Source organism: Edaphobacter sp. 12200R-103 (assembly GCF_010093025.1).
Lineage (GTDB): Bacteria > Acidobacteriota > Terriglobia > Terriglobales > Acidobacteriaceae > Edaphobacter.
In genome coordinates, this window is sequence record NZ_CP048114.1 from 1,378,785 (window position 1) to 1,405,638 (window position 26,854).

Here is a 26,854-nt window from a genome sequence, read left to right on the forward strand (position 1 = left end):
TCCAGCAGAAGCACTGGAATGGCCTTCATCTTTTAGTCCGTTACTTGATCGTCAAGGTGACAGTCGAGGTATGGACGATACCATTTCCTCCTGCTGCGCTCACATAGAGAGTATAAGTGCCCGGTGTTGCGTTTACCGTAGTTGTCGTGTTTCCTGAATTACCCGAATTCCCACTCGTATTACCTGAGATCCCGGAGCTTCCACCTCCACACCCGGAAATAGTGCTTACACCAATCATCAGCGTGATAACCAGCCAGGCACTCAACCGCCTCCGACGAGGCCCGAACAGGAAAAATACACCGGCAAGAGAAGCGGTAGATCCGGCATACCAGTAAAGATGTGTGGGGATATCTTTTTCGACTTTGGCACTGGCGGAAGTTTTCGCCGCCGTGATGATCAAAGTAGTCTGGGCTGACGAGCCAGCGGAGACATTGACTGTTGTCGTCGAAAAAGAGAATGTTGCCGCGATCGAGGGATCAGCACTGACTCCAAAGGTTATCGGCCCATTGAAATTATTGGTGGAGGTTACTGATAGCGGAATTGCTTCAGAAGTTGCACCTGCATTTAAGGAGATCGAGGTCGATGTGGGCGTCAAGGTGAAATCCGGATTAGTTCCTGCTGTTACTGGAGAAACCAGCCCCCACTTGTTTACAAGTTCCGCAACGTCTATCGAGCCCCATCCCGTGGCCAGATCATATCCCGCACTGGCGCTGTATCCGATAGAACCGCCGTTGGGACAGTCGGTCGTTCCTGCCTGGCAGGCACTATTGTTATTACCGGTGGTGATGTCATGGAAGACATTCCCGTAATACTGGCTGGAGCCCAGGGCGTAGATCATGGGATTGATATTGCCCAGTCGTGCTGCAGTTCCTCCTCCAAGTTTCTGTTGCAGCAGAGCGAAGATACCGGCCAATGTCGGAGAGACTGCCGAGGTTCCTCCTACGACGTTGAGAGTGCCCGTTGATGTTCGGAAGCCGTTGACGCAGGACCCCTGAGAGCAGAACAGATAACCATCATGGTTGGACGCTGCATTCAAGGAGATATCAGGAACGTCTCGATAACCGTCATCGGGAGTAAGCCCCTGCTGCCATGCAGGTTTTGTATTGTAACGACTCACTCCACCGCCGCCCGAGCTGAGACCGCTGGAACTCGACTCATTCCAGACCGCCTCAGGGATGTAGCCTTTGGCCGAACTCACGTTGTCGGTACCCGAAGCGGAATTCCAATAGGAAGTACCACCCGTAGCCGAGCCCTCATTGAACATGGTTCCGCCTGCCGAAGTGGCATAGGGCGAACTACCGGGAAAATCCACGGCTAGACCATTCTTCGCCGGCGGAGCAGTATCATGATCCGTCGCACCAGAATCCCCGGAGGCGACAATCACAGTCATCCCCTGCGCGTTGGCCTGCTGAAGCATCTGGTTGATGGCATCGATATTCGATTGCCCCCATGCATCTTCATAGTTTCCATAACTCATGGAGATGATAGGAGCGAGGTTGTTCGTAATGGCAAACGAAAGAGCGTTGACTACTGAGGCAGAGTTGCTGGCCCCTACCGTTACAAAGTTGACGGTCGCATTCGGTGCGACGGCGCCAGCCCACTCAACGTCAAGTTGAGCTTCATCAAGGTCGCCTGAGACCTTACCGGCTACATATCCGGTAGCCTGGGTTACTTGAGGGGCCTTGGCCGGTAGTCCAGCCGCGCTGCGGAAAGCTGCCACGTCGGACAGGCTGATATCGGTCTGCCCTACAATCGCGATGGTTATCCCACTCCCGTCGAATCCCTGCGTCAGCAACGGATTTACATCGTAGATGGCGTAGAAGTCGCCCGGCGCCATAAAGTGCGCGCCCGAGGTAGCCGAGGTGAAATGCGCCTTTGCGATGGAGTGCGCACGAGGCTTGAAGTCATTCAGGCCAGTAATCGCGGTAACCAGGCTGGCGATCGGTGTCGGAAGCTGCGGATCGGAGAGGTTCGAGAAGTGTCGTTGCCCCTGGAACGATACGGAATGGATGCTGGTCCTGAACGCAGCCTCGACCTGACGGAAACTCCCGCTGACCGTCACGTAATTCCGACTGGGCGCGACCTCAACGATCTTCATCCCCCTGGACGTCAGCCATGCCTGCACCTTCTGGAGATCGGCATCCGTCAGGCCGAACCGGGCGCCGTACTGCTGAGGCGTAAGCCACTGATGATAGTGGGGTGAGGCCGGGTTTTGCTGATCCTGCAGCAGCTGCGTCAGGTCAGCCTGTTCTGCGTCTGTCATGTTGAAGTACAGACTTACGGCCGGAAGCTGCTGATCGGCGGCCTCACCGAGATCGGCAGAGAGTCGTGCCCGGACAGGAACGGTCTCCCGCACAGAAGCGCGATCCGAATCCGTGATCTGCCGGCTGATGCGATTCTGTGGCGCAGCATGCGCAAAGGAAACGAGAGACCCGAGTACTGCGAGAACGGGAACCAGAAGATGGGGACGGCGCAGACGGTTACGGATCGACATTTCTGTTCAACAACCTTGCGTTAGTACAGCACATGCCTTTGTGGAGGCAGGTAAGGCCCTGATGAAGCACCCGGCTTGGAGGAACGTTTCCTCCTATAAACCAAAAGCGCAGAAAATGTTTCGGTATACCTGAGCTTATCCGATCTAATAGACGGCCTGAAACAAAATAGGACGCACCGGCGGCGACTATTTTGTCGCTGCCATCTGCTCACAGTATGAGGTAGAGACCGCAATCTGGCGGTGCACAAGGCTTGGGAGCTTTCCCAATCTGGTAAAAAACGGGATCAAAGGGAATAGCGGCCAGCTTGAATGACATGCTCAGCGACCTGGCGGCGCAGTGCAATGGCATCGGCGGGGTCGTGTTTTGTGAGACGCCGCAGAATGGTGAGCTGGGTCCGCAGCATATCTCCTTCGGCGACAGCGGCGATGATGCGCCGTCCGGAAACCTCCATCCGGTCCATCGCGGTTTCGCAGTAGATTCGCGCCATGGCCGTGGCAATAACCGCGCTTCCCTTCCCGGCCATCTTGTCTGCCCGCAGCACCCCCGACTCCATTGCATAGAGATCGATCACCATATCGGCAATCGCCGCCATGACCTCCTGCTGCTCCGAGAGATCCTGCATGTACCTCTGCGTCGCAGCCCCGGCCGCGAACAAGGTCAGCTTCTTCGCGCTTTCAAGCAGCGCATACGCATCGGCCAGAGATCCTTCGCGCTCTTCCCGCTCTCCCGGCCCGGCCATCACATCGTCCATGAGCTGCTTGATGGCTGGCATCAGCGCCAGCTTGCCTGACATGGCGGACTTCATCAGCCAGCCCGTGATAATCAGGCGATTGATCTCGTTCGTCCCTTCAAAGATGCGGTTGATGCGGGAGTCCCGGTAAGCCCTCTCGGCTGGATACTCCTCGACGTACCCGTACCCTCCATAGATCTGCACGAGATCGTCGACGACCTGATCCAGCATCTCGGAGTCCCACACCTTCACGATCGAGCATTCGACGGCGTAGTCTTCAATCGCCTTCTGGATCGCGACGGCATCCTGCTGATCGATCCCCTCGAGCGCAGCGTCGATCATGCCGACGGTGCGGTAAGAGAGCGCTTCGCCGATAAAGATTCCCACTGCGGCATTGGCCAGCTTCTCCTGAATCAGCCCAAACTCCGCGATCGCTTTGCCGAAGGCCTTGCGTTCCTTCGCATACCGAATGCCATATCCAATTGTCGTTTTAGCCGCGCCTATTGCGGCATTGCCCAGCTTGTAGCGTCCGATATTCAGAATATTGAAGGCGATATGATGCCCTTTGCCGACCTCTCCGAGGAGATTCGCCGCAGGTACCTTGCAATCCGTCAGAATAAGGGGACAGGTCGAGCTGCCGCGGATGCCCAGCTTGTGTTCCTCCTTGCCGATGGTCAGTCCAGGCGTTCCGCGCTCAACCAGGAATGCCGTGAGCCGTTCTTTTCCGGCATCCTTGCCCTCTGCCACTTTGCATCGGGCAAATACAGTGAACAGGTCGGCGAATCCTGCATTGGTGATCCACATCTTTTCGCCGTTCAGCGTGTAGGTCTGGCCATCTTCCGAGAGCACGGCCAGGGCACGTGCGCTCAATGCGTCTGAACCGGAGGTGGACTCCGAAAGCGCATAGGCCCCGATGAACTCGCCACTCGCCAGCTTTGGCAAATATCGCTTCTTCTGCTCCGGTGTGCCGTACCAAACGATGGGCAGGGTTCCTATGCCGACGTGAGCCGAGAAAGCGACCGAGAAGCTGCCCTGCTTCGCAATATTCTCCGCAACGATGGCCGAGGTCACCTTGTCCATCTCCAGCCCACCATACTCTTCAGGGATATCGACCGAGGTAAGGCCGAGTTCGCTGGCCTCCTTGATCAGCCTCCTCGTTACTGAAAAATCCTTGGCTTCGATGGCATCGGAGACGGGAACGATCTCGTTCGCGGCGAACTCCGCCGTCGTCTGTGCGATCTGCCGCTGCTCCTCTGTGAAGTCTTCAGGAAAAAAGCAGTCTGAAGGAGCGGGATTGGAGATGAGAAAGCTACCGCCTGGGATAAGTTTTTTGCCGGTCGTAGCTGAAACAAGTGTCGCCATCGTTTTACCCCTGTCGTAAACGCTATGGAAGAGTCTCGAAGATACCCGCAGCTCCCATGCCCCCGCCAACGCACATCGTCACCATGCCGTACTTCGCGTTTCTCCGAGGCATATGCCGCAGCAGTGTCGCTGTCAACTTCGCTCCGGTGCAACCCAGAGGATGCCCAAGCGCAATCGCGCCTCCATTGGGATTGATCTTTTCAGGGTTGAGCCCCAGGATCTTGATGACCGCCAGCGACTGTGCGGCGAAAGCCTCGTTCAGCTCGATCACGTCGATCTGATCGAGCGACAGTCCAGCCAGCTTCAGCGCCTTCGGAATCGCATAGACCGGCCCCGCTCCCATCTCTTCAGGATCGCAACCGGCGTAGGCGAACGCCACAAACCTCGCCAATGGCTTGATGCCAAGCTGTGCCGCCCGTTCCGAAGACATTACCACCGCAGCAGCCGCGCCGTCGGAGGTCTGCGAGGAGTTTCCCGCAGTGATCGTGCCTTTGGCGTGAAAGACAGGCTTCAGTTTTGCAAGCGCTTCCAGCGAGGTATCGGAGCGGGGACCTTCATCGGTCGTGAAAGTAGACTCGCTCGTCTCCGCCTTTCCCTTTTCATTCAGCGCGGTGTGTGTGACCGTAACAGGAACGATCTCATCCTCAAACTTACCGCTCTGGATGGCGGCCAATGCCTTTTGATGGCTCTGGTAGGAGAATGCATCCATGGCCTCGCGTGTGATGCCGTAGTGGATCGCGACGCGCTCCGCCGTCAGACCCATGGACATGTACGAGCCGGGATAATGATCCACCAGCCACGGGTTCATCGAGATCTTGTTTCCGCCAAAAGGAACGTAGGACATGCTCTCCGTTCCCCCGGCGACAATGACGTCTGCCGCCCCGCCTCGGATGCGATCTGCCGCAAGAGCGATGGACTGAAGGCCAGAGGCACAGTAGCGATTGACGGTCATCGCGGAGACCGTCACCGGCAGTCCTGCGCGAAAGCTGGCAACGCGGGCAACGTTCATTCCCTGCTCCGCCTCCGGCATGGCGCAGCCAAGAATGACATCCTCGATCTCCGATCGGTCTAGCTGCGGCAGCCGTTCCAGTGCCCCCATGATGGCAAAGGCCGCCAGATCATCCGGACGCGTGGTGCGGAGCGTTCCTCGCGGAGCCTTCCCGACGGGAGTGCGAACAGCTGAGGCGATAACGACGTCCTTCATGCAGGGCTCCTAGTTCCTGAGCGGCTTGCCGGTCTTCAGGGTGAAGGCGATCCGCTCCTGTGTCTTCTTCTCTCCGCACAGCGACAAAAATGCCTCGCGCTCCAGGTCCAGCAGATACTGTTCGCTTATCGGCGTACCGGGATTCAGGCGCCCTCCGGACAACACCTCGGCAACCCGGCCTGCTACTTTGACGTCGTGATCGGAGATATAGTGTCCCTCCCGCATGGTCCATACCGCGAGCTTGAGGGTGGCAGCAACCGACTCGCCCGGCGCGGGAATATCGGTGCGAAGCACAGGGGCTGTATATCCGGCATCCGCGAGCGCGCGTGCCCGCAATTTGGCATCGGTCACCAGCCGCTCGCGATTGACGGTGATCTCATCGCCAGGACGCAGGAAGTTCAATGAACGAGCCTCCGCCGCCGAGGTCGAGACAACCGCCTTCGCGACGGTCTCAAAATTCTTCTTCACCGCTTCGAAAATCTCTACCGACTCGCCGCGTGCATCGAGACGAATACTCGAACCAGCCTCGATGGAGCGAAGCAGCATCTCCTTGCATCCACCGCCGCCGGGGATCAGGCCGACTCCGGTCTCCACCAGTCCCATGTATGACTCTGCATGTGGCTGGCGCGCTGCCGCATGCAGACTCATCTCTACCCCGCCTCCAAGACACATCCCATAGGGCGCAACCACTACCGGGCGCGGGCAGAACTTGATGGCCTGGGTCATCTTCTGGAAGGCCCGAATGGCTATCTCCACCTCGTCCCACTCCTCATCCTGAATCGTGAGCAGAAGCTGCATCAGATTCGCGCCGACAGAGAAGTTCGTCGAGTCGCCGGTGATCACAAATGCCTCAAAGCTGCTGACGGAGTCACTTGATGGCCTCAGAGTCTGCGTGATGAAGGACACGATATCTCCACCCAGAGCATTCATCTTCGAGTGAAGCTCGATGGCTGCAATACCGTCTCCCAGATCAACCAGCGACGCGCCTGCATTCTTCCGGACGACACCATGGGACTTCTTGAAGGTCGCAATCGACGCGATCCCCTCGGCCACAGGAACCGGCTGATAGGTCTGGGTGAACGGATCGAAGTAGCGGCGGCCGCTGGGAACGCCTGGATCATCCCGGTACCAACAAGGATTAGGCTCGTTATTCTTTGCCGCCCAATCCAAAAGCCTCTCGACATTAGGAGCGATCGGGATTCCCCGTGCGCGCACCTTCTCCGTCGTAGCGCGAACACCTGCGGCGTCGAAGAGTTCAAACGGGCCGAGTTCCCAGTTGTATCCTGTACGCATGGCCGTATCTACTTCAACGATGCTGGCCGCGGGCTCGTCAGGCTGATCGGAGACGCGATTCGCCGCATAGGTAAACAGCTCTGTGAGCAGCGGCCAATAGAAGCGTGCGGCCTTGTCCCGCTCCACATCGCCATGCAGAAGCTGCGCGATGCGCGCCGGAGTGGACTCCACGCTCTTCGCCATGTCGAGCGATGGTAACCGTGGCCGTTCCGCCGTTCGGTACTCGAGCGTTCGCCAGTCCAGCACACTGCGCAGATCGTGACCCTCGGCGTCCTTCCCTTCCTTCCTGTAAAAGCCCTGGCCTGCCTTATCCCCCAGCCACTTGCGCTCCAGCATGGTGTCAAGAAAGGCAGGCAGTGTTACATCGGTGCGCTCATCTCCAATCGCCGCTGCCTTGGCTTCGAAGTTGCGGGCCACATGCACCAGCACATCGACGCCAACCATATCGCCCAGGCGAAAGGTGCCGGTCCGGGGCCATCCAATCGTGACGCCTGTGAGCGCATCGACCTCTTCGATGCTCAGTTCCTGCTCCTGCATCAGCCGGACGGCATTTCCGATAGAGAAGGTGCCAATGCGGTTCGCAATAAAGTTGGGCGTATCTCTCGACACGACGATGGATTTACCCAGTCGCTGGTCGCAGAAATGCGAGATCGTCCTGACCGCGTCCGCGCTTGTCTCAGTAAGCGGAATGATCTCCAGGAGGCGCATGTAACGCGGGGGATTGAAGAAGTGCGTTCCGAGGAAGAGCGGCTTCACGCCCTCAGGCAGAGGCTCGGCCAAATCGAGAATCGGCAGACCGCTGGTATTCGTGGTCAGGATGGCATCGGAGCGCCGATGCGTCAGGACCTTCGCATAGAGATCATGCTTGATGGCGAGATCTTCCGCGACGGCCTCGATGATCCAATCGCAGTCTGCCACCAACTCCAGGTCATCCTCAAAGTTCCCGGTTGTAATAAGCCGCGCAGATTCCGGGATATAAAAAGCCGCCGGTTTCGCCTTTCTGAGAGAGTCGAGAGCTACCTGAGCAAACTTGCTTCGCTCCTTTTTCGAAGCATCCGGCGCGGTTCCCACGGGTATCCTATCGAGGAGAATGACTGGCAATCCAGCATTCGCAAGATGGGCAGCGATACGAGATCCCATGGTTCCAGCGCCAAGAACGGCTGCCTTGCGAATCATGCGGGAGGGCGCGGGAAAGCTCGCCATACCTGGGAATCTCCTCGGAGACAGACTGATGTCCGTACCGGGAGGAGAATACTGAATGCCTATTCAGCGGTCAAGGTAAGCCATGTAAATCGTTATGTAATTTCACGATGCTATACATCGCTACCCGCTTTCCTCTTTGGACACAGAGGCGCAGCCCTGGCAGAAGAGTGTCGAAATATAGAATGACGCAGAGCGATAGGACTAGAGAACGTTGGTGCGATGAAGAGATTTTCAAGAAGAGCGTTTGTTGAACTGTCAGCCGCTACCGCAGCAATTCTTGCGAAAGACAAACTATGGGCTGCCTCGATGCCGGGAGCGTATTCCCTGGTCGCATCGACAGACCGAAACCGGATCCTGAACGCGGCGAACCACTATCTCTCCGAGAAACCCATCACCGTTACGGCGGAACATTCCGACCGCAGTCCCGGCGGTCTGCACGACTTTTATTCCGAAGGCGACTACTGGTGGCCCGATCCGAAGAATCCTGGCGGCCCATACATCCGCAAAGACGGATTCAGCAATCCGGCAAACTTCAACGCGCATCGCGAAGCGATGATCCGGCTCAGTCTGATCGTTCCGGCTCTGACCGCAGCGTGGCTGCTGACCCGGCAGAAGAAATACTCGGACCACGCAGCAAGACATCTGCAGGCATGGTTCGTCGATCCGCGGACGAAGATGAATCCGAACCTGCAGTATGCCCAGGCTATCTTTGGAGTCAGCAAGGGAAGAGGCATTGGTATTATCGACACCCTGCACTTGGTTGAAGTAGTACGGGCCGCTACGCTGCTGGACCGCGGCGCTGTCCTCCGCGATGGCGCCGAAGTACGCCGCTGGTTTGCAGATTACCTGGAGTGGATGCGCACCTCAAAAAATGGCCAGGATGAGCGCGATGCAAAGAACAACCACGGTACCTGTTGGGTCCTGCAGGCTGGCGAGTTTGCCCGCTTTACTGGTAACTCGGATGTCATGCAGTGGTGCCGCGATCGCTTTCGCACAACCCTTGTACCAATGCAGATCGCTCCTGATGGAAGCCTGCCTCTGGAACTGGCTCGCACCAAACCTTACAGCTACTCTCTGTTCGACATGGACGTGCTCTGCGGAATCGCGCAGAGTCTCTCCACATCGCGCGAGAACCTGTGGAGCTTCTCAACACCCGATGGCCGCAGCCTGAAAAAGATGATGGAGTTCCTGTTTCCCTTCATCGACGATAAATCCAAGTGGCCATATGCTCATGACGTAGAACATTGGGACGACTTCCCCGTGCGAAATCCCGCACTGCTCTTCTCGGCAGTCGCCTACGACAAACCGGACTACATCACCGTGTGGAAGCGCCTGAATCCCAATCCCACCGTACCTGAGGTCATCAGAAACTTTCCCATCCGTCAGCCATTGCTCTGGATCTCGTAAAACTAAAAAGAAAATCCGCTGCCGATATCAGCAGCGGATTTCAGTTTCTGACTTCGCAACAAAGATTGGAACTTAGCGTTTACCGCCTGCAAGACGATTCATCTCGTAACCGGCCATCAGGAATCCTCCGACACCGTAAACATGACTCGAAGAAGGCTTGAACTTACCCGGCTGCGCATCGACAGGCTGAATAGAGCCAAGACGCCCGTCAGCATATACATGCTGCAGCATTCCCTTCCATGACTTCTCCACCACAGGCAGATAGGTCTTGCGGTCGAGAATGTGCTCGTTGATACCGTACGCAATCGCATAAGTAAAGAACGCGGAGCCCGAGATCTCGGGAAGCTCATACGCGTCGGGATCAAGCAGACCGGAACGCCACAGCCCATCCCTGCCCTGGATTGCCTTTACCTCTTCGGCCATCTGGCGGAACTGCTCAACGTACTTCGCACGCGCCGGGTAGTTCTTAGGCATCACCTCAAGGACCTTCACCAATCCTCCCATCACCCAGCCATTTCCACGCGACCAGTAAAGATTCTTTCCGTTAGCCTGCTTCTGCGTAAGGTACCGTTCGTCTCTGAAGTAAAGATGGTCCTGCTGGTTGTAGAGGGTCCTTGAAGTCAGCCACCACTCGTGATCCATATAGTCGAGGTACTTCTTGTCTCCGGTAGCAACGTAAGTGCGAGCCAATACAGGAGGAGCCATATAGAGCGCGTCGCACCACCACCACAGCAGTTTCGCAGGATCATCAGGACGAGCGATCAGCCGGTCCATAATCTCCTTTGTATTGGCCATGCGCTCGGACTTGCGCGAGCCCTTGGAGTCTTCAAGGTACAGAGCCATGTAGGCCTTGCCCATCGCCTGGTCGTCCGCATGAGGAAAACGGTTATCGAGCAGCTGCCAGTGCTCCTGTTCGGAGAACTTCAACACCGCATCATGAAACTTCGAGTCGCCGGTCGTCTTCGAAGCCGCCAGCAGGCCATCGTAAAGCGCGGCATAGGTCCACAGTCGATTGAATGTAGGCTCAGCCACCTTCACCTGCCAGGATGCTACTTTTTCGACCACTGCTTGAATTGCCTTCGGCTTCAGCTCCGCAGAGATATCCGTTGCCAGCGGTCCGGGATCGTCAGGAGCATCTCCCGATGACTTTGAGTCGGGAACAGGCTTCTTCGCTGTCTGCGAGGTGGAAGCCGCCTGCGCAAAGGTGTAGGTGTTGCAGGCTGCCACTGTGCAAAAGACCAGCAGGCCAGCCATTCCAGCTCGCCGTGCAAAAGAAAAATACGACAGCGGGAGACGAAAAGATCGTTGTTCCGCGAACAGCATAGAAGAGTTCCTTTCAGTTCAGTTGAGACCTTGATTCATAACCAGTGCAACCGCGCTGCGTAGTCGCGCTGTGTTGCCCTCAAACGAGGGACGAAGCTTCGGTGCGTTCGAAAAAGCATTCTGCTTCAGCTCTTCTTCGATCTTTGGGCCAAAGAGATGCCATGCGCTTGTAATATCGCCCACGATCACAATCTCATTGGGCGCCAGGGCCGAAGCAATCATCCTCAGACCTCTTCCCAGGAAGCGGGACATCTTTTCAAGCGCCTTCAACGCATCAGGATCGTCTGCCTGCGCCAGCTTGATCAGTGCTGCAAAGCTCGAAGGGGCCCTGCGGCCGCTGATCTCCGCGTAGTAGCGCAAACCCGCGCGATTGGAGGCAACAGTCTCCCAGCAACCGCGGGAACCGCACCCACAGGAATGGCCATCGTGCTGCATCTCCACATGGCCAAACTCGCCGGCCATGCCGTTTGCGCCGCGAAGCAGCCTTCCATTGGAAAAGATCCCGGTGCCGATTCCCTCTGACACATTCACCACCACAAGATCGTTTAGCCCATCGCTGTCCCCGAACCAGACCTCGGACAGAGCACAGGCATTGGCTACGTTCTCCATCTCGACGCGCAGGCCTGTTGCCCGATGGATCTTCGATTGGAGGCTCTGCATCGGCCAGTTCACGTTCGGCGCGAAGATCGGCCGCTTCTGTTTCGGATCGGCACGCCCGGGAAGACTGATTCCGATTCCATCAAAGGATTTGTCCGCATGGTCGGCCATGAGCTTCCGAATGGCGGTAACGATCGAGGTGATCGCCTTATCGGGATCGCCGGGCAGATCGACCACATTCTGCGCAACGATCTTTCCTCCAAGATCGGTAACAGCCACTGTCGTCTGCGATGGATGAATATCCAGCGCAATCACCGCCCGTTGATGGTTCAGCTCCAGAAAGGTAGGACGGCGTCCTCGCGGCAACCTCCCCGTCGAACCTTCGAGGATCCAACGCTCGCGGATCAGATCCTCAACGATCAGAGAGATCGTGCTTCGCTGAAGCCCCGAGACACGGGCCAGATCTGCACGGGATATCGGCTGTCTCGTGCGAATCAGATTGAAGACAAGGTTCCGATTGATCTGCCGGGGAGTCTTATTGGAAGCGCTTTGCTTCCGTGTAAAGGTAAACGGTTGTGGTGGCGGTGTAGGCATCGTCTTTCTCTTCGAAAAATAAAGATACAGCAGTCATGCAGTCGTTGGATTTTGGCTTGTTCCAGGATGCACTCCATTGCCTGGCTTCGGCGCCTGAAACTTGACATGGAAGATGACGTGTCTTTATACCACTGACAGCCCGGCATTTTGTAGATGCTCTGAATTATATCTCTCAGAAGCAGCCAAATCTGTCGGCACTTCCCTCATGGAAGCGATCCCCTCTGGAGCACCTAAGGCCGCCATGTTGACTCGCCGAACCTTCATCAAGAGCAGCGCACTTGCTGCATCTGCATCGACACTCTCTCGTTCCACGCTTGGCGCTTCACTGGCGCATCTGGTCGACGACACCCCGGCAAGCGAAAAGAAAACCATCCGGCTCTCTTCCGGCTGGGAGTTTCTTCGCGAACCTTTGGGTGGACTATGGGAGGTCTGGCACAGCAAAGAGATTGCAACATGGCAGGCGATCGAGATGCCGCACTGTTTCAATGCCTACGACGGCTGCGATCCTGACGTTCCCGCTTACCGCGGCAATGGATGGTACCGACTTCATCTGCCTGTGGCCAATCCGTATCCGAACGGTCGCACGCTGCTTCATTTCGAAGGCGCAGGGCAGGCAACGACCGTCTATGTTGGCAACACTCCCGTAGGCCACCACGTCGGCGGCTACGACGAGTTTATCTTCGATATTACCGATGCGGTTGAGCAACACCGTTCGACATCTCATTCCAATGGTCAACAGAAGGGGCCCGAAGTTCCCATTGCTGTCCTCTGCGATAACTCCAGAGACCTTGATCGCATGCCGTCCGATCTCAGTGACTTTACCCTCTACGGCGGGCTCTACCGGCACGTCAATCTCGTCTATGTCCCCGCCGTTTCCCTGGAACAGCTCCACGTCAAGGTTGACCTACCTCGTGCAGACTCCTCAGCGGAAGTCAGGATCGTCGGCACCGTCTATAACCCTGCTGGCAACACCACGCCCATCACCCTTGCGTTGGAGATCGTCTCTTCCGACGGCAAAACCATCCACACAGAGCGCGTAACGAAGATGCCATGGCCGGGAGAGGCGCTTCTCTCGCGCTTCGTTCTCAACAAACCTCAGCGATGGAGCCCCTCCACTCCCCTGCTCTACCAATGTCGGGTGACTGTTACAACTTCCGCTGGCGAGTACACTGCGCACGAGACCTTTGGAGTCCGCCACACGGAGTGGGTTGACCATGGCCCCTTCAAGCTGAATGGTGAGCGGCTTCTGCTTCGTGGCACGCATCGTCATGAGGATCACGCCGGCTATGCCGCAGCGATGCCCGATGATCTGATCGAGCAGGAGATGACACTTATCAAAGAGATGGGCGTCAACTTCATCCGTCTGGCTCACTATCAGCAGTCTCGTCGCGTGGTCGAACTCTGTGATCGACTCGGAATTCTAGTCTGGGAAGAGGTTCCCTGGTGCCGCGCCGGAATCGGCGGCGAAACTTTTCAGGAGATGGGACGCCGTACCCTGCGGAACATGATCGCCCAACACTTCAACCACCCCAGCATCCTCCTCTGGGGCCTGGGAAATGAGGATGACTGGCCGACGGAATACCCCGAGGTTAATCACGAAAAGATTCGCGCTTATCTCACCGAGCTTCGCGATCTCTCACACCAGCTGGATCCATCACGCATAACTACCATCCGGCGGTGTGACTTTGCCCGCGACATCCCCGACGTCTACTCCCCTTCCATCTGGGCAGGCTGGTACAGCGGAACCTACACCGAATATCAGAAATCTCTGGAGACACAGCGCGAACGCGTCAAACATCTGTTTCATGCCGAATGGGGAGCCGACAGCCACGCCGGACGGCACTCCGAGAGTCCTGACAAGGTGCTGGCAGAGATCGCCACCGGCCACGGCACCGATGAGCGAGGGCTTGCATACCTCAATACCGGCGGCGAGGCCCGTGTCTCCCGTGATGGCGACTGGTCTGAAACCTACGCCTGCAATCTCTTCGACTGGCACCTCAAGGTGCAAGAGACGCTGCCCTGGTTTACAGGCTCGGCTCAGTGGGTCTTCAAGGACTTCACTACTCCGCTGCGGGTTGAAAACCCGGTCCCTCGCGTCAACCAGAAGGGCGTCGTAACCCGCGACATGCAGAAAAAGGAGTCCTATTACGTCTTCCAGTCCTATTGGACCGACCAGCCCATGGCACACATCTACGGCCACTCATGGCCCATCCGCTGGGGCGCCATAGGTGAGAAGAAGATGGTCAAGGTCTATTCCAACTGCGAGACGGCTGAGCTCTTCGTCAATGGCGTCTCTGCCGGTATCCGAAGGCGCGACAGCCAGAACTTCCCTGCCGCCGGGCTCCGCTGGATGGTCGCTTTTGTTGATGGAGCAAACAAACTCCGGGTCGAAGCCAGCCAGGGTTCCACCACCATCTCCGATGAGATCGAGTTCCTTTACGAGACCAGAAGCTGGGGTCCACCCACGACTCTGAAGCTCGCAGAGGTCCATCGCACCGATAACAACGTCACGGTCGAGGCCACGCTCCATGACGCCAAAAGCATTCTCTGCCTCGATGCGCGCAATCGCGTGCGCTTCACGATCGCCGGCGATGGCAGGCTGATCGACAATCTTGGCACTCCCACAGGGTCGCGTGTCGTGGAGCTTTCGAATGGCCGCGCCCGGATCAGAATCGCACACAGTCGGCCGGGGCAAGCTGCAGTTGCGGTCAAAGCTGATGGAATCTCCGCCGCTCTCCTCCAGTTCTCATAAAGTCGGTATCCGCACAATCTTTGGAAGACGCCGAAGCCCATTCCGGGATTATTTTGACAATTTTCGTTCGCATGCATTGACAATTGTTTGCTCAACGAACTATCTTTCAGCCGTCCCCATAATTATGTCTTGGGCCTGCTAGTGGACCACAAGACAAACGTTTGACTTAGGAGGCAGTTAATGCATAGACCCTTGTTCTCTCGGGGCTGGAGATTCGTCCTGTTCGCTATTTTGGCGGTACTGGTCGGGCCTCTGGCACACGCACAGTTAAGTACAGCCACACTCTCCGGAACCGTTATGGATTCCAGCGGAGCCGTCATCCCTGGTGCCACCATCACCCTCACGCAAACCGATACCAACTTCGTTCGTGTCGCAAAGAGCAAGGACGATGGCTCCTACCGTGAGGAGTTCCTTCCCGTCGGTCCCTACAAGGTCACCGTCAATGCCACTGGCTTCAAGAGCCTTGAGCAGAGCGGAATCGTCCTCTCCGTAATGCAAAACGCATCCATCAACTTCACGCTTGAGATCGGCGGAACTACCGAGACCATCAGCGTCAGCGCCGACGTCCCCCTGGTCAATCTGGGAAACTCCACTCTTGGCCAGAGCGTTTCAAATGAGGAGATTGACAACCTTCCCCTGGTTAACCGGGACACATCGCGCCTTCTTCAGCTCATCCCTGGCGTGCAGAAGGTCGACACGGTCAACAACCTCGGCTACCAGGAGCTGAAGGTTCTGGTGAACGGCTCGACCGATGGCTTCGTTGGCCAGGTCGCCTATTACCTCGATGGCGGTCTCAACATGACCGGACTGCGCAACAGCGGCAACCAGGTCCCCAATCCTGACGCCATCAGCCAGTTCAACGTGGTCACCAACAACTTCAGCGCTCAGCTCGGCAAGTATTCCTCAGCCGTAGTCAGCGTCATCACCAAGAGCGGTACCAACAAATTCCATGGATCGCTGTTTGAGTTCTTCCGTGACAGAAACTTCAACGCCGTAGCCCACAACGCGGGGGCAAACGCCATCAAGAGCCCCTACAACCTCAATCGCTTCGGCGGAACCTTCGGTGGGCCTTTCCGTCACGATAAGGACTTCTTCTTCGGAAGCGTCGCGGCCTATCGCTTCAGAACCGCCGCAACCAACAGCGGCAATCTTCCCAGCGCCGCTCAGATCGCAGGTGATTTCTCCGAGAACCTGCCCACCGACATCACCAAGTGCACCGACACTCCTTCAAAGGACGACAACACCCACATCAAGTTCCTTGCCTGCGACCCGGCTACCGGAAAGCCCTTCCCCGGCAATAAAATTCCTTCCAACCGGATCGATCCCACCGCGGTCAATATCCTCAACTACCTCACGACTGCACTCAATAAGGAACAGAAGCAGCCCTTCCGCACTGGCGACACTCCCTATACGTATCGCGTCCTTGAGTCGACACCGCAGCAGAACGAAGAGTACCTGATCAAGACCGATCATCAGATCAATGCCGCACATCGCCTGACCCTGAGCTATTTCCTGCTCAACTACAGTGTTCGTCAGAACCTGGGCGGATTCACGCAGGCATGGTCCTACTCCGACTATGCCAATAAGCAGCAGAACGCTAATATCAGCGACGTCTGGACCGTCAGCCCACGCACCGTCAATCAGCTCTGGCTCAGCTACACTCGCCAGAACGGCGGCCGTAACCCCGTCCCGAACAACAGCACCTTGGCGGACTTCGGCTCCGACTTCGGTGTAGTCGGAACGCCCTCGCGTCCCAACATCAGCGTGGGTGGCGTGCAGGGCTTTTCACTTACCCAGGCCATCACCGGCCCCAAGGCCGGCGCCAACGTCTACGCCATTCGTGACGTACTGACCACGACACGTGGCAAGCACTCTTTCTACTTCGGTGGTGAGTTCGGCCTGGAAAAGGACTTCCAACTCACCTCTCTCAATAATTACGGATCGTTTACCTTCTCGACCACCAACGGAGCCAAGTTCGACCGCACCACCAATGGCCTCTCGGATTTCATCATGGGAATCCCGGTCACGATGGGTCAGGACACTGGTCTCTATGCCAATGCAAACTGGTTCAACATCGCAGGGTTCGCACAGGACGACTGGCGCATTCTTCCGCGTCTGACCATCAACCTCGGCATCCGTTATGACTGGCAACAGGCGCCCACGGACCCTCAGCGCATGCAGACCAACTTCAGCCCCGGCGTGCAGTCGCATGCCTTCTCTGACGTCAGCATTATCGGAACCGCGAAGAAGCTCGCTCCTCTGGGCATGCTCTTCCCTGGCGACCCCGGTGTTCCGAAGGGTGGAGCATTCACCCCCCTCAACCACGTCTCGCCCCGCGTAGGCTTCGCCTATGACCCGTACGGCGACGGCAAGACCGTCATCCACGGAGCCGCCGGTCTCTTCTTCGGTGGTATCTCCGGCAATGAGTGGGAGTTTCCCTCGAACTACGCCCCCTACGCCGTGCGGAATACTTACCGTAACGTCACCTCCCTTACCCATCCTTATTCCAACGATCCGACTGAATTCCCGACCGGAACGAATCCCTATCCGGAACTGGCCTTCGACTACAAAAACAGCAAAGCAACCTTCCTTCCGCTCAACCAGGTCGTTGCCTTCGATCCGAACTACCGCTGGCCGTACTCCATCCAGCTCAACTTCGGATTCCAGCAGCAGCTTGGCAACGGCTTTGCCTTCGGAGCCAGCTACGTCGGTTCTCTCAGCCGCAAGCTTCCTCTCTACAACGACATCAACGGACCAGTCTTCAACGTAACCGCGCAGGGCACCAGTGGAGCCAGCTGCGCCGACAAATCGCAGGCCTGCGGCTATGCCAACAGCAGCAGCACGGTTAACAATCGCCGGCGTCTCAACTCCATGTTCGGAAATTCGGCTGCGGACCCGATGTACAGCAATGTCTGGATCATCCGTTCCAACCAGAACTCCAACTACAACGCCCTGCAGGTCGTCGTGGAGCAGCGCATCACGCATCACATCAGCGCGCGCGGCTACTACACCTGGAGCAAGAACCTGCAGAGCAACTCGCTCGACAGCACCAGCGGCCTCAACGGTGTCTTCGTTGATGCCAACTATCCCCAGCTCGAGTATCGCCAGCGCGCCTCCGAGGATCGCCGCCACATGATGACGATGTCCTTCGTGTGGAAGCCGGATTACTTCGACCGCTACAATACTTTCGTCCGGACAGCCTTCAACGGCTGGACCGTTACCGGAATCTGGACCGCAAACAGTGGCCAGCCATTCAACATAACCACTGGAAATGACAACTACTTCTCCGGCCTTGGCCAGAATCGCCCGAGCATCATTCCGGGTAAGGACGCTCACACTCTGCCGCAGCATTCCCGCACAGCAGAGATGAAGCAATGGTTCGACACCAGCGCATATTGCCGTCCCGGCGTCGATGCCGGATGCCCCGGCGTAGGCCCCCTGGGTCTGCTCGGAAATGCCCGGCCGAACCAGCTGGACGCTCCCGGCTACCGCAACGTCGATGCCTCTCTCTTCCGGACGTTCTCACTCCACGAGGCACTGCGCTTCCAGCTCCGCGGAGAGGTCTCGAACGTCTTCAACCTCGTCAACCTCGGAACCCCTTCTGCCTCGATGAACAGTTCCACCTACGGCCAGATCACCGGCAGCGGTGGACAGCAGCGCATCATTCAGGTTGGCGGAAGAATCCTGTTCTAGGCCTCAACCCCTCTGCTCCCGGAGCGCGTACGTCCTGCGCTCCGGGAGTTTTTCTTTTAATGACATGCGGACTCCGGCAGCCACCCACTCTCTACAAAGGTGTCATCCTGAGCGAAGCCCGAAGGGCAGAGTCGAAGGATCTGAGGTTTCTGTTGTTCCCTGTTCCCTGTTCCCTGTTCCCTGAAGTGTCATCTTGCCCGGAGGCCGAAGGGACGCAATGGAAAGCCCGCATTTACCAACCAACATCAACAAATTTGCAGCTTCGGTATAGTAAGACTTTCGGTGGTAGTTCTCTGGAGGTATCCACGTGCCTGTTCGACGTGTGCTCGCAACCCTTATCCTTGGCATCGCTTTCGTCAGTACAGCGCGGGCGCAGGACCTCGCCAGCTTCGAAAAACGCACGACGGTGAAGGTTCTTCCCAACGGCCTGACCTTAATCGTCTGTGAACGGCCCGAGGCTCCCGTCTTCAGTTTCTACACCCTCGTCGACGCCGGATCCGCTGACGACCCTCAGGGCGACAGCGGCCTCGCGCACATGTTCGAGCACATGGCCTTTAAAGGTTCGACCGAGATCGGCACGACCAATTACCCTGCCGAAAAAATCGCGCTCGCAAAAGTTGAGACAGCCTACGCCGCCTATGACGACGAATACCGCCAGCGCGTCGGACAGGACCCTGCAAAACTCGCACAGCTCAAAAAGGCTTTCGAAGACGCTCAGGCCGCGGCAGAAAAGTATGTCATCCCCAACCAGTTCTCCGAGATCGCCGAGCAAAACGGAGCCGTAGGCATCAACGCCTCCACCAGCGAAGACTCCACCCAGTACTTCTGGTCGATGCCATCCAACCGGCTCGAGCTCTGGGCCTACCTCGAAAGCCAGCGCATCGCCCACCCGGTCCAGCGTGAGTTTTACAAGGAGCGCGACGTCGTGCAGGAAGAACGCCGCATGCGCATCGACTCCAACCCTATCGGCCGTATGGTCGAACAGTTCCTCGCCACCGCCTACGTCGCTCATCCCTACGGGCGCAGCGGCGTGGGCTGGGAGAGCGAGATCTCGCAGGTCAGCGCCACTGAAGCCGAGGCCTTCCACAAGAAGTATTACGTGCCGTCCAATATCGTCATCGCTGTTGTCGGTGACCTCAAGGCCTCCCAGACCATGCCTATCCTCGAGCGCTACTTCTCGAAGATTCCGCCTGGTCCAAAACCGACTCCCATGACCACGGTCGAACCGCCGCAGTTCGCGGAAAAGTCTGTCGTCATCCGCGAGGCCACGCAGCCCTTCTATCTCGAGGGCTACCATCGTCCCGATTATCGCGATCCTGACGACTCCGTTTACGACGCCATTACCGACATCTTCTCCAACGGCCGCACCGCCCGGCTCTATCGCTCGCTGGTACGCGATCAGAAGATCGCAGCCGAGGCCGAAGGCTTCTCCGGATTCCCCGGATACAAATTCCCCGGCCTCTTCGCCTTTTATGCCGTTCCCCTCCCTGGCCATACGCCCGGCGAGATGCGCACAGCCATCCACAAAGAACTCGATCGCCTGAAGACGGAAGACGTCACCGACGAAGAGCTGCAGCGCTTCAAGACGCGTGCCCGCGCCGACCTGCTTCGTGGACTCGCCGACAACGAAGGGCTGGCGCACCAGCTCGCGGAGTATCAGACGCGCTACGGCGATTGGCGCCAGCTCTTCCGCGAGCTCGACAAGATCGATGCCGTCTCCAAAGCCGACATTCGCCGCGTGGCCAACAAGATCTTCGTCGACAGCAATCTCACCAGCGCGCGTATTGAGTACGTAGCATCAAAAACACCTGCCAAAAATCAGGGAGGTGCGAAATGAGCCATCTCATGAATCGGTCTTCATGGACAGCAGTGGCGGCAATCGCCATCAGCACCCTCCTTCCCAGCCCTCTTCTGGTCGCGCAGAGCGCTGCTGCGCCTGCCCATCCCTCAGCGGTGGCGCACGCACAGGTACAGCCCTGGAAGAAGATTCCCATCCCCGCACTGCCCGAGTTCAAGCCCGAGCAGCCAAAGCGCATTGAGCTCTCCAATGGCCTGGTCATCTTCCTTCAGGAAGACCATGAGCTTCCCTTCATCAACGGAAGTATCCTGATCCGCGGTGGCAGCCGCGATGAACCCGCCGGCAAGATTGGCCTCGTCTCCATTTACGGCCAGGCATGGCGTACCAGCGGTACCGCCACCATGGATGGAGACAAGCTGGACGATGTGCTTGAATCGAAGGCGGCGAGCATCGAAACCAGCGGAGGCTCGGCAAACACGTCACTACGATGGTCCAGCCTGAAAGGCGACTTCGACAGCGTCTTCGCCTCTGCGACCGACCTGCTCTTTCACCCGTCCTTTAAAGAAGACAAGCTCGCCCTTGCCCAGCGCCAGCTCTACACCAGCATTACCCGCCGCAACGACGACGCCAGCGATATCGCCATTCGCGAAGCCGTCAAGCTCGTCTACGGCCCCGAAAGTCCCTTTGCCCGTCAGCCGGAGTTCGCGACCGTTGCCGCTGTCACCATCGAAGACCTTAAGCAGTGGCACGATCGCACCGTCGTCCCTAACGAGATGATCATATCCGTCTCTGGCGACTTCAACTCGGCCGAGATGGAGAAGAAGCTTCGCGCCGCCTTTGAACCATTGCAGCGCGGTCCCGCTCAGGCATCCGAAAAGTTCACCTTTACCGATCCCAAACCCGGCATTCGCTTTGCGGAAAAGAATGACGTCAACCAGTCCAACGTACTGATCGTCGGCCTGGGGACCGAGCGCCGAAACCCGGACTACTACGCTCTCAGCGTGATGAACGAAGTCTTCTCCGGCGGATTCGGCTCGCGCGTCGTCCAGAGCGTACGCACCCGGCTCGGACTGGCCTACTCCGTCGACGGCAGCTTCGGGGCTTCCTACGACCACCCCGGAATCTTCTACGTGATCGCCGGCACCAAGAGCGCCTCAACGGTCGCAGCCACAAAGGCGATGCTCGACGAGGTCAATCGCCTCAAGACCGTTCCTCCCACGCCTTCGGAACTTGCCAAGGCGAAGGACCAGCTCCTGAACTCCTTCGTCTTCCACTTCGACTCACCGGAAAAGACCCTCAACGAGCAGGTCACACTCGCTTTCTATGGGTATCCTCCGGACTTCCTTGATAAGTACAAGGCCGGGATTGAAAAGGTCACCTCGGAAGACGTCGCCCGGGTCGCCAGAAAGTACGTAGACCCGGACAAGCTCGGTATCGTTGTGGTCGGAAATGAGGCCGAGATCAAGCCACCGCTCAACAGCCTCGGTAAGGTAACTGATCTCGACATCACCATCCCCCCACCGCCCGGCAAACCGTCGAAATGAGCGCAAGGAGGAGGCCGCAACCCTGACCTGGCGGACGTTTTGGGGCCAGCTACATCCAACTCTAAAAAACCGGGCCCTCTGTAAACCCGTGTTCTCTAAAAACCCGTGTTCTCTGTAAACCCGTATCCTCTGTAAACCTGTGTCCTCTGTAGACACCCGTGTCATCCCGTAAACACCCGTGTCATCCTGAGCGAAGCATCTCGCAGCCTTATCGCGAGATGCGCAGTCGAAGGATCTGCGGTTTGCTCGGAGCGGCAACAACACCCCTCTCTCGGAACTCCTTTCCATTGGATAATTTGAGCAGTTTCCGTACAGAGCCCACACCCCGCCGTGAGAAGATTACCTCACATGAAACCGACAGACTTCGCCATCGCGATCATGGCCGCCGGCAAGGGCACGCGGCTCAAGACCAAACGCCCCAAGGTTCTCCACGAGATCGGCGGACGCGCCCTGGTGCTTCACGTCATCGCTGCGGCCCGGCAGGTCGTGGATGCCAGCAATATCTACTGCATCATCGGTCATGAAGCCGACCGCGTTCGCGCCGCAGTGGAATCCACCGGCGTCCAGTTTGTCCTGCAGGCAGAACAGCGCGGAACCGGACACGCGCTCCAGATGGTCAAGGCCTTCTTCACGCTCGGCGGAACTGCGGTCCCGGAAAATCTTCTCGTCCTCTCCGGCGACGTTCCGCTCATCCGTCCCGAAACCATCGACCGTATCCGCCAGGTTCACCAGGCCGAGCAGGCCGCGATGACCATCCTCACCGCCGTTCCCGACGATCCTACAGGCTACGGCCGTGTCCTTCGCGCCCAACCCGGAACCGATGCACCGGACGTTCTCGCCATTGTGGAGCAGAAGTCGCTCTCCCCTGACCAGCTCAGCACGCCTGAAATCAACTCAGGAATTTACTGCTTCCGGACCTCCGCTCTCTTTGAAAAGCTCGACCTGCTCGACACCAACAACGCCCACGGCGAGTTCTACCTTACCGACGTCGCCGCCATGCTTGTAGCGGACAACCAGCGAGTCGTGGCCGTCAAGGCCGACAGCGTCGACGAGGTCCTCGGCGCCAACACTATCGCCGAGATGATGCACCTGGACGCCGCCATGCGCCTCGATACTGCCCGTCGCCTGATGGCCTCCGGCGTCACCATCTTCCGGCCCGAGACCGCTGTCATCGACAACGAAGTCACGGTCGGTCCCGACACCGTCCTCGAACCGTACGTCCAACTCCTGGGTCGTACCACCATCGGCTCTGACTGTCGCATCCGCTCCTACTCCGTCATCCAGAACAGCACGCTGGGCGACAACGTGACCGTCCGCAACGGTTGCATTATGGACTCCGCCACCGTCGCCGACTCCGCGATCCTCGGCCCCTACGCTCATCTTCGCCCCGAAAGCCGCATCGGCGAGGGCGCTCACGTCGGCAACTTCGTTGAGACCAAGAAGGTCACCCTGGGCGCAGGCTCAAAGGCAAATCACCTCAACTATCTCGGGGATGCCGTCATCGGCGCGGGTGTAAATGTCGGAGCCGGCGCCATCACCTGCAATTACGACGGCGTCCACAAGCACCAGACCGTCATCGGCGACAACGTCTTCATCGGCTCTGACTCCACCCTCGTCGCCCCGGTTACCATCGAAGCCGGCGCCTATATTGCAGCCGGAAGCTGCATTACAGAGAACGTCCCTACGGAATCGCTCGCGCTCGGCCGCGCGAGGCAGGTCGTCAAGCCAGGGTGGGCCACAAGGAAGAAACAGGGCCAGGAAAGCCGCTGAGCGGCCTCATTCCGGCCGCCCCAACAGATTTCTTCATCCCCGGAATCAGGAGCGCTATGTCACACACATCACACAGACTGTTCCCGCTTTTGCACACCTTCGTCTGTGCCCCTTCCGTGGTACCAACAAATTGTTCCGGTCATCGTAAAATACCGCGGTAAAGCCCTGATCGATTCTTCCGATACCTAGAAGAGGCGCAGCAGAGAGGGAGCCCCAAGAAACGGATGTTACAGGAAAAGATCCTGGTCGTAGATGATGAAGAGCCGGTACGCGGCATCGTCGCTACTTTGCTGGAGCGTGGCGGGTATCATCCGGTCACTGCAGCGGGAGCGCAGGAAGCCATCGACCTCCTTGGTCAGGATCCCAACTACGCTCTTGTCCTGTCCGACATCATGATGCCGGGCACGGATGGCCTCGCTCTTCTGGATCGTATCTCGACCGATCACCCCGATCTCCCGGTCATCATGTTCTCCGCCGTTCGCGACATTCAGGTGGCTACCAACGCCTTCCGCCGCGGCGCTTTCGATTACCTCATCAAGCCCTTTGAGCGCCGCCAGCTCGAAAGCGTTGTGGCCCGCGCTGCCGAACATCGCCGCCACCTGCAGCAGAACATCGCCTACCGGCAGCACCTGGAAGAGGTCATCTCCACGCGCACCAGCCGCCTGCGCGCCATCATGCAGGACCTGGAACGCAGCTACGACATCACCATCGGCGCTATGGGCGACGCGCTCGACCTTCGAGATCAGGAGACTGAGGGCCACTCCAAGCGCGTTACCGCTTACACCATTGAGCTCGCCCGTTCCCTCGGAGTAGGACGGGACGAGCTGCGCACCATTGCGCGCGGAGCCTTTCTCCACGATATCGGCAAGATCGCTACCCCGGACGCCATTCTCCTGAAGCCTGGCCGCCTCGATGAGACCGAAACTGCCATCATGCGCGAGCACTGCCAGCGCGGCTATGAGATGTTGCGCAAGATTCCCTTCCTCTGCGACGCCGCCGAGATCGTCTACGCTCACCAGGAGCGATACGACGGCTCCGGCTACCCCCGAGGACTCAGGGGAAACCAGATTCCGCTCGGCGCCCGCATATTCACTATCGCCGACACTCTCGACGCCATGACCTCCGATCGGCCTTATCGCAAAGGAACCACCTTTGCGACGGCTCGCGCCGAGATCATCCGCTGCTCCGGCACGCAGTTCGATCCCGCCATCGTAAACGTCTATCTCAAGATTCCCGATGAACACTGGGGCATCGTCCGGAAGCAGACAGAAGAACCTGGCTACGACGCACTGACAACTCTTTAGAATCTGCTCCCGTTTTAGAATTGATCAGGCTACAGTTTCGCCATTAAAAATGGTCTCGCCATTGAAAAAACCATCATTCTGAGCGGATTGAAGAATCCCTGTATTTTGCCTGTGGTGTCTACAGCACTCCGCGCAAAATATACCGATCCCTCACTACGCTTGGGAATGCCACATCGAAAATTACATCTGAACAACGGCTCTCAGCTTAACGGTTTGCTCACTTCCCCACTTCGCTCTAGCATGCAGGAAACAGATTTCTACAGCCGGAGGTGACAATGGCGGTTCTGGATCATTCTGAAGTGGAAACCTGGCTCAAGGAAGCCCCGAAATGGCATCTCGAATCCGGCAAGCTGGTTCGCGACTGGACCTTCCCGGACTTCGTTCAGGCAGTGGCGTTCGTCAACCGGGTAGCCCAGCTTGCAGAATCTGCCGGTCACCATCCCGATATCGACATCCGCTGCAACAAGGTCAGGCTTACGCTCGTCTCACACGATGCCGGAGGAATCACCGCTCGCGACCTGACGATGGCCTCACGGATCAACCAGGATCTTCCCTGACCAGGGTATCTCCGCTTACAAATAGAGGCTTTGTGTAGGACAAACCTTAAACCGTTTCTCCCAAGGTTTTCCCGAAATGCCATCCTTCGCGATACAGTTCTCGCACTCTCATGAAATGGCATCCTTCGGAGATACAGTCCTTGCAGCCTCATGAAGTGTCATCCTGACCGAAGCTCTCGCGGCTTTATCACGAGAAACGCAGTCGAAGGATCTGCGGTCCGGGGATGCGGGCTAAGGCCAGCAGACCGCATCCCATTCGAGTTCGCGCAGGGCAGGCTCTTCGACCCCGCGGCTGCGCTACGTTTCTCAGCGACCGTCATATCCTGCACCACCACCATCATGCATTCTGGGAGCAACTGTGATCGGCGTCCGGATATATGGGAATGCATCCTAGCCCTGGATTCTCTCAAGCGCTCGTCCGCTCCGTACCCTGCGCTCCAGATGCCTCTCCAGCATCGTCAGGGCAAACTGCCTCAGGTCCTCCGACCTTCGCTTCGGCCAGTCTTCCGCATTCAGCTCGGCAATCGTGGAACGGAAGATCCTTTGCGCTTCCCTCACTGAGGCCGCGGCAAGCGCATGGCTGTTTGCTCGTCGGTCCTCGTCGCAGACCACGCCATCAGCACTTTCGCTATACCACACCGTCCGGCCACGCAGGTCAACCGCGCAGGTAGCGCAGTGGTTCAGAGCAGGCATCCACCCCATCAGGCGCAGAATCCACAGCGCAAAGTAAGTCACCGGAAGCCAGATCCGTCCAATCTGCATCTCCGGTACTACAGCCACGGCCAACCGAAACATGGCGTCATCAGGAGCCTGCTCCGGCAACACCTCTTCCAGCACTTCAGCGACAAACTCCAGGGCCGCCGTTCTCCCGTAATCCACCGGGTCCGACAATGGAGACCACAGAATTTCGAAGGCGTCCAGCCGCACCAGCTCCTGCTTCGGCTTTTCCGCATAGCTGGCGCGCACACAGGTCATCGGCTCCAGCGCGCCGCCAAATCGCCTTCGAGACCTCATCGCGTGCCGGGCCACCCCTTTGATGCGACCCTGCTCGCGGGTCAGCAGACTTACCAGGAGATCAGCCTCTTCAAACGGCCAGCTACGCAGAACAATCGCTTCACTCTGCCGTTGCGTCATTCCCTTCCCACCTGCCGTCCAAACTCTGCACTCAAACCCGGTCACTCAAAACAGAAACGCGTGGCACACGGCCACGCGTCTTCATACCATAGAT

At 57.8% G+C, this 26,854-nt stretch carries 15 protein-coding genes; 8 read left to right on the top strand and 7 right to left on the bottom strand.

Going from position 1 to position 26,854, the window contains the following annotated elements:
• Positions 1 to 40: 40 nt before the first annotated feature.
• From GWR55_RS05840 to GWR55_RS05855, 4 genes are all read right to left on the bottom strand, one after another.
• The gene (locus tag GWR55_RS05840) at positions 41 to 2,494 is read right to left on the bottom strand and encodes a protease pro-enzyme activation domain-containing protein (RefSeq protein WP_162401421.1); all 2,454 of its coding nucleotides are present in this window, start codon (positions 2,492 to 2,494) and stop codon (positions 41 to 43) included.
• Between the two features lie 284 nt (positions 2,495 to 2,778).
• Positions 2,779 to 4,587, bottom strand: a complete 1,809-nt coding sequence (locus GWR55_RS05845) for an acyl-CoA dehydrogenase family protein (RefSeq protein ID WP_162401422.1) — start codon at positions 4,585 to 4,587, stop codon at positions 2,779 to 2,781.
• Between the two features lie 22 nt (positions 4,588 to 4,609).
• Positions 4,610 to 5,791 (bottom strand): acetyl-CoA C-acyltransferase, encoded by a 1,182-nt coding sequence (locus GWR55_RS05850; RefSeq protein WP_162401423.1) that lies wholly within the window; start codon positions 5,789 to 5,791, stop codon positions 4,610 to 4,612.
• 9 nt (positions 5,792 to 5,800) lie between these two features.
• Complete coding sequence (locus GWR55_RS05855; RefSeq protein ID WP_162401424.1) at positions 5,801 to 8,287, bottom strand: 3-hydroxyacyl-CoA dehydrogenase/enoyl-CoA hydratase family protein; 2,487 nt, start codon at positions 8,285 to 8,287, stop codon at positions 5,801 to 5,803.
• 219 nt (positions 8,288 to 8,506) lie between these two features.
• On the opposite strand from GWR55_RS05855, the gene GWR55_RS05860 reads away from it, so the two are divergent.
• The gene (locus GWR55_RS05860; RefSeq protein WP_162401425.1) at positions 8,507 to 9,694 is read left to right on the top strand and encodes an alginate lyase family protein; all 1,188 of its coding nucleotides are present in this window, start codon (positions 8,507 to 8,509) and stop codon (positions 9,692 to 9,694) included.
• Between the two features lie 72 nt (positions 9,695 to 9,766).
• Here the strand turns inward: GWR55_RS05860 and GWR55_RS05865 are convergent, their stop codons facing one another.
• Both GWR55_RS05865 and GWR55_RS05870 read right to left on the bottom strand, forming a co-directional pair.
• Entirely contained in the window at positions 9,767 to 10,948 is a 1,182-nt protein-coding gene (locus tag GWR55_RS05865; protein ID WP_162401426.1) for a glycoside hydrolase family 105 protein, read from the bottom strand.
• Positions 10,949 to 11,035: 87 nt separating this feature from the next.
• Entirely contained in the window at positions 11,036 to 12,208 is a 1,173-nt protein-coding gene (locus GWR55_RS05870; RefSeq protein WP_162401427.1) for an ROK family transcriptional regulator, read from the bottom strand.
• A 241-nt stretch (positions 12,209 to 12,449) separates the two neighbouring features.
• On the opposite strand from GWR55_RS05870, the gene GWR55_RS05875 reads away from it, so the two are divergent.
• The 7 genes from GWR55_RS05875 (at position 12,450) to GWR55_RS05905 (ending at position 25,626) form a co-directional block, all read left to right on the top strand.
• Entirely contained in the window at positions 12,450 to 14,960 is a 2,511-nt protein-coding gene (locus GWR55_RS05875) for a glycoside hydrolase family 2 TIM barrel-domain containing protein (RefSeq protein WP_162401428.1), read from the top strand.
• A 180-nt stretch (positions 14,961 to 15,140) separates the two neighbouring features.
• Positions 15,141 to 18,653 carry a TonB-dependent receptor gene (locus GWR55_RS05880; RefSeq protein WP_162401429.1) on the top strand — a complete coding sequence of 1,171 codons (3,513 nt, stop codon included), beginning with the start codon at positions 15,141 to 15,143 and terminating at the stop codon, positions 18,651 to 18,653.
• A gap of 307 nt (positions 18,654 to 18,960) precedes the next feature.
• Positions 18,961 to 20,490 carry a pitrilysin family protein gene (locus GWR55_RS05885; protein ID WP_238398670.1) on the top strand — a complete coding sequence of 510 codons (1,530 nt, stop codon included), beginning with the start codon at positions 18,961 to 18,963 and terminating at the stop codon, positions 20,488 to 20,490.
• 8 nt (positions 20,491 to 20,498) lie between these two features.
• The gene (locus GWR55_RS05890; RefSeq protein WP_162401430.1) at positions 20,499 to 21,995 is read left to right on the top strand and encodes a pitrilysin family protein; all 1,497 of its coding nucleotides are present in this window, start codon (positions 20,499 to 20,501) and stop codon (positions 21,993 to 21,995) included.
• 348 nt (positions 21,996 to 22,343) lie between these two features.
• On the top strand, positions 22,344 to 23,765 hold the full coding sequence (gene glmU / locus GWR55_RS05895; RefSeq protein ID WP_162401431.1) for a bifunctional UDP-N-acetylglucosamine diphosphorylase/glucosamine-1-phosphate N-acetyltransferase GlmU: 1,422 nt from the start codon (positions 22,344 to 22,346) through the stop codon (positions 23,763 to 23,765).
• A gap of 224 nt (positions 23,766 to 23,989) precedes the next feature.
• Positions 23,990 to 25,069, top strand: coding sequence for an HD domain-containing phosphohydrolase (locus GWR55_RS05900; RefSeq protein WP_162401432.1), 1,080 nt, complete (start codon positions 23,990 to 23,992; stop codon positions 25,067 to 25,069).
• A 275-nt stretch (positions 25,070 to 25,344) separates the two neighbouring features.
• Positions 25,345 to 25,626, top strand: a complete 282-nt coding sequence (locus tag GWR55_RS05905) for a 4a-hydroxytetrahydrobiopterin dehydratase (RefSeq protein ID WP_162401433.1) — start codon at positions 25,345 to 25,347, stop codon at positions 25,624 to 25,626.
• Between the two features lie 390 nt (positions 25,627 to 26,016).
• Here the strand turns inward: GWR55_RS05905 and recO are convergent, their stop codons facing one another.
• Positions 26,017 to 26,760, bottom strand: coding sequence for a DNA repair protein RecO (gene recO, locus GWR55_RS05910; RefSeq protein WP_162401434.1), 744 nt, complete (start codon positions 26,758 to 26,760; stop codon positions 26,017 to 26,019).
• Between the last annotated feature and the right edge of the window lie 94 nt (positions 26,761 to 26,854).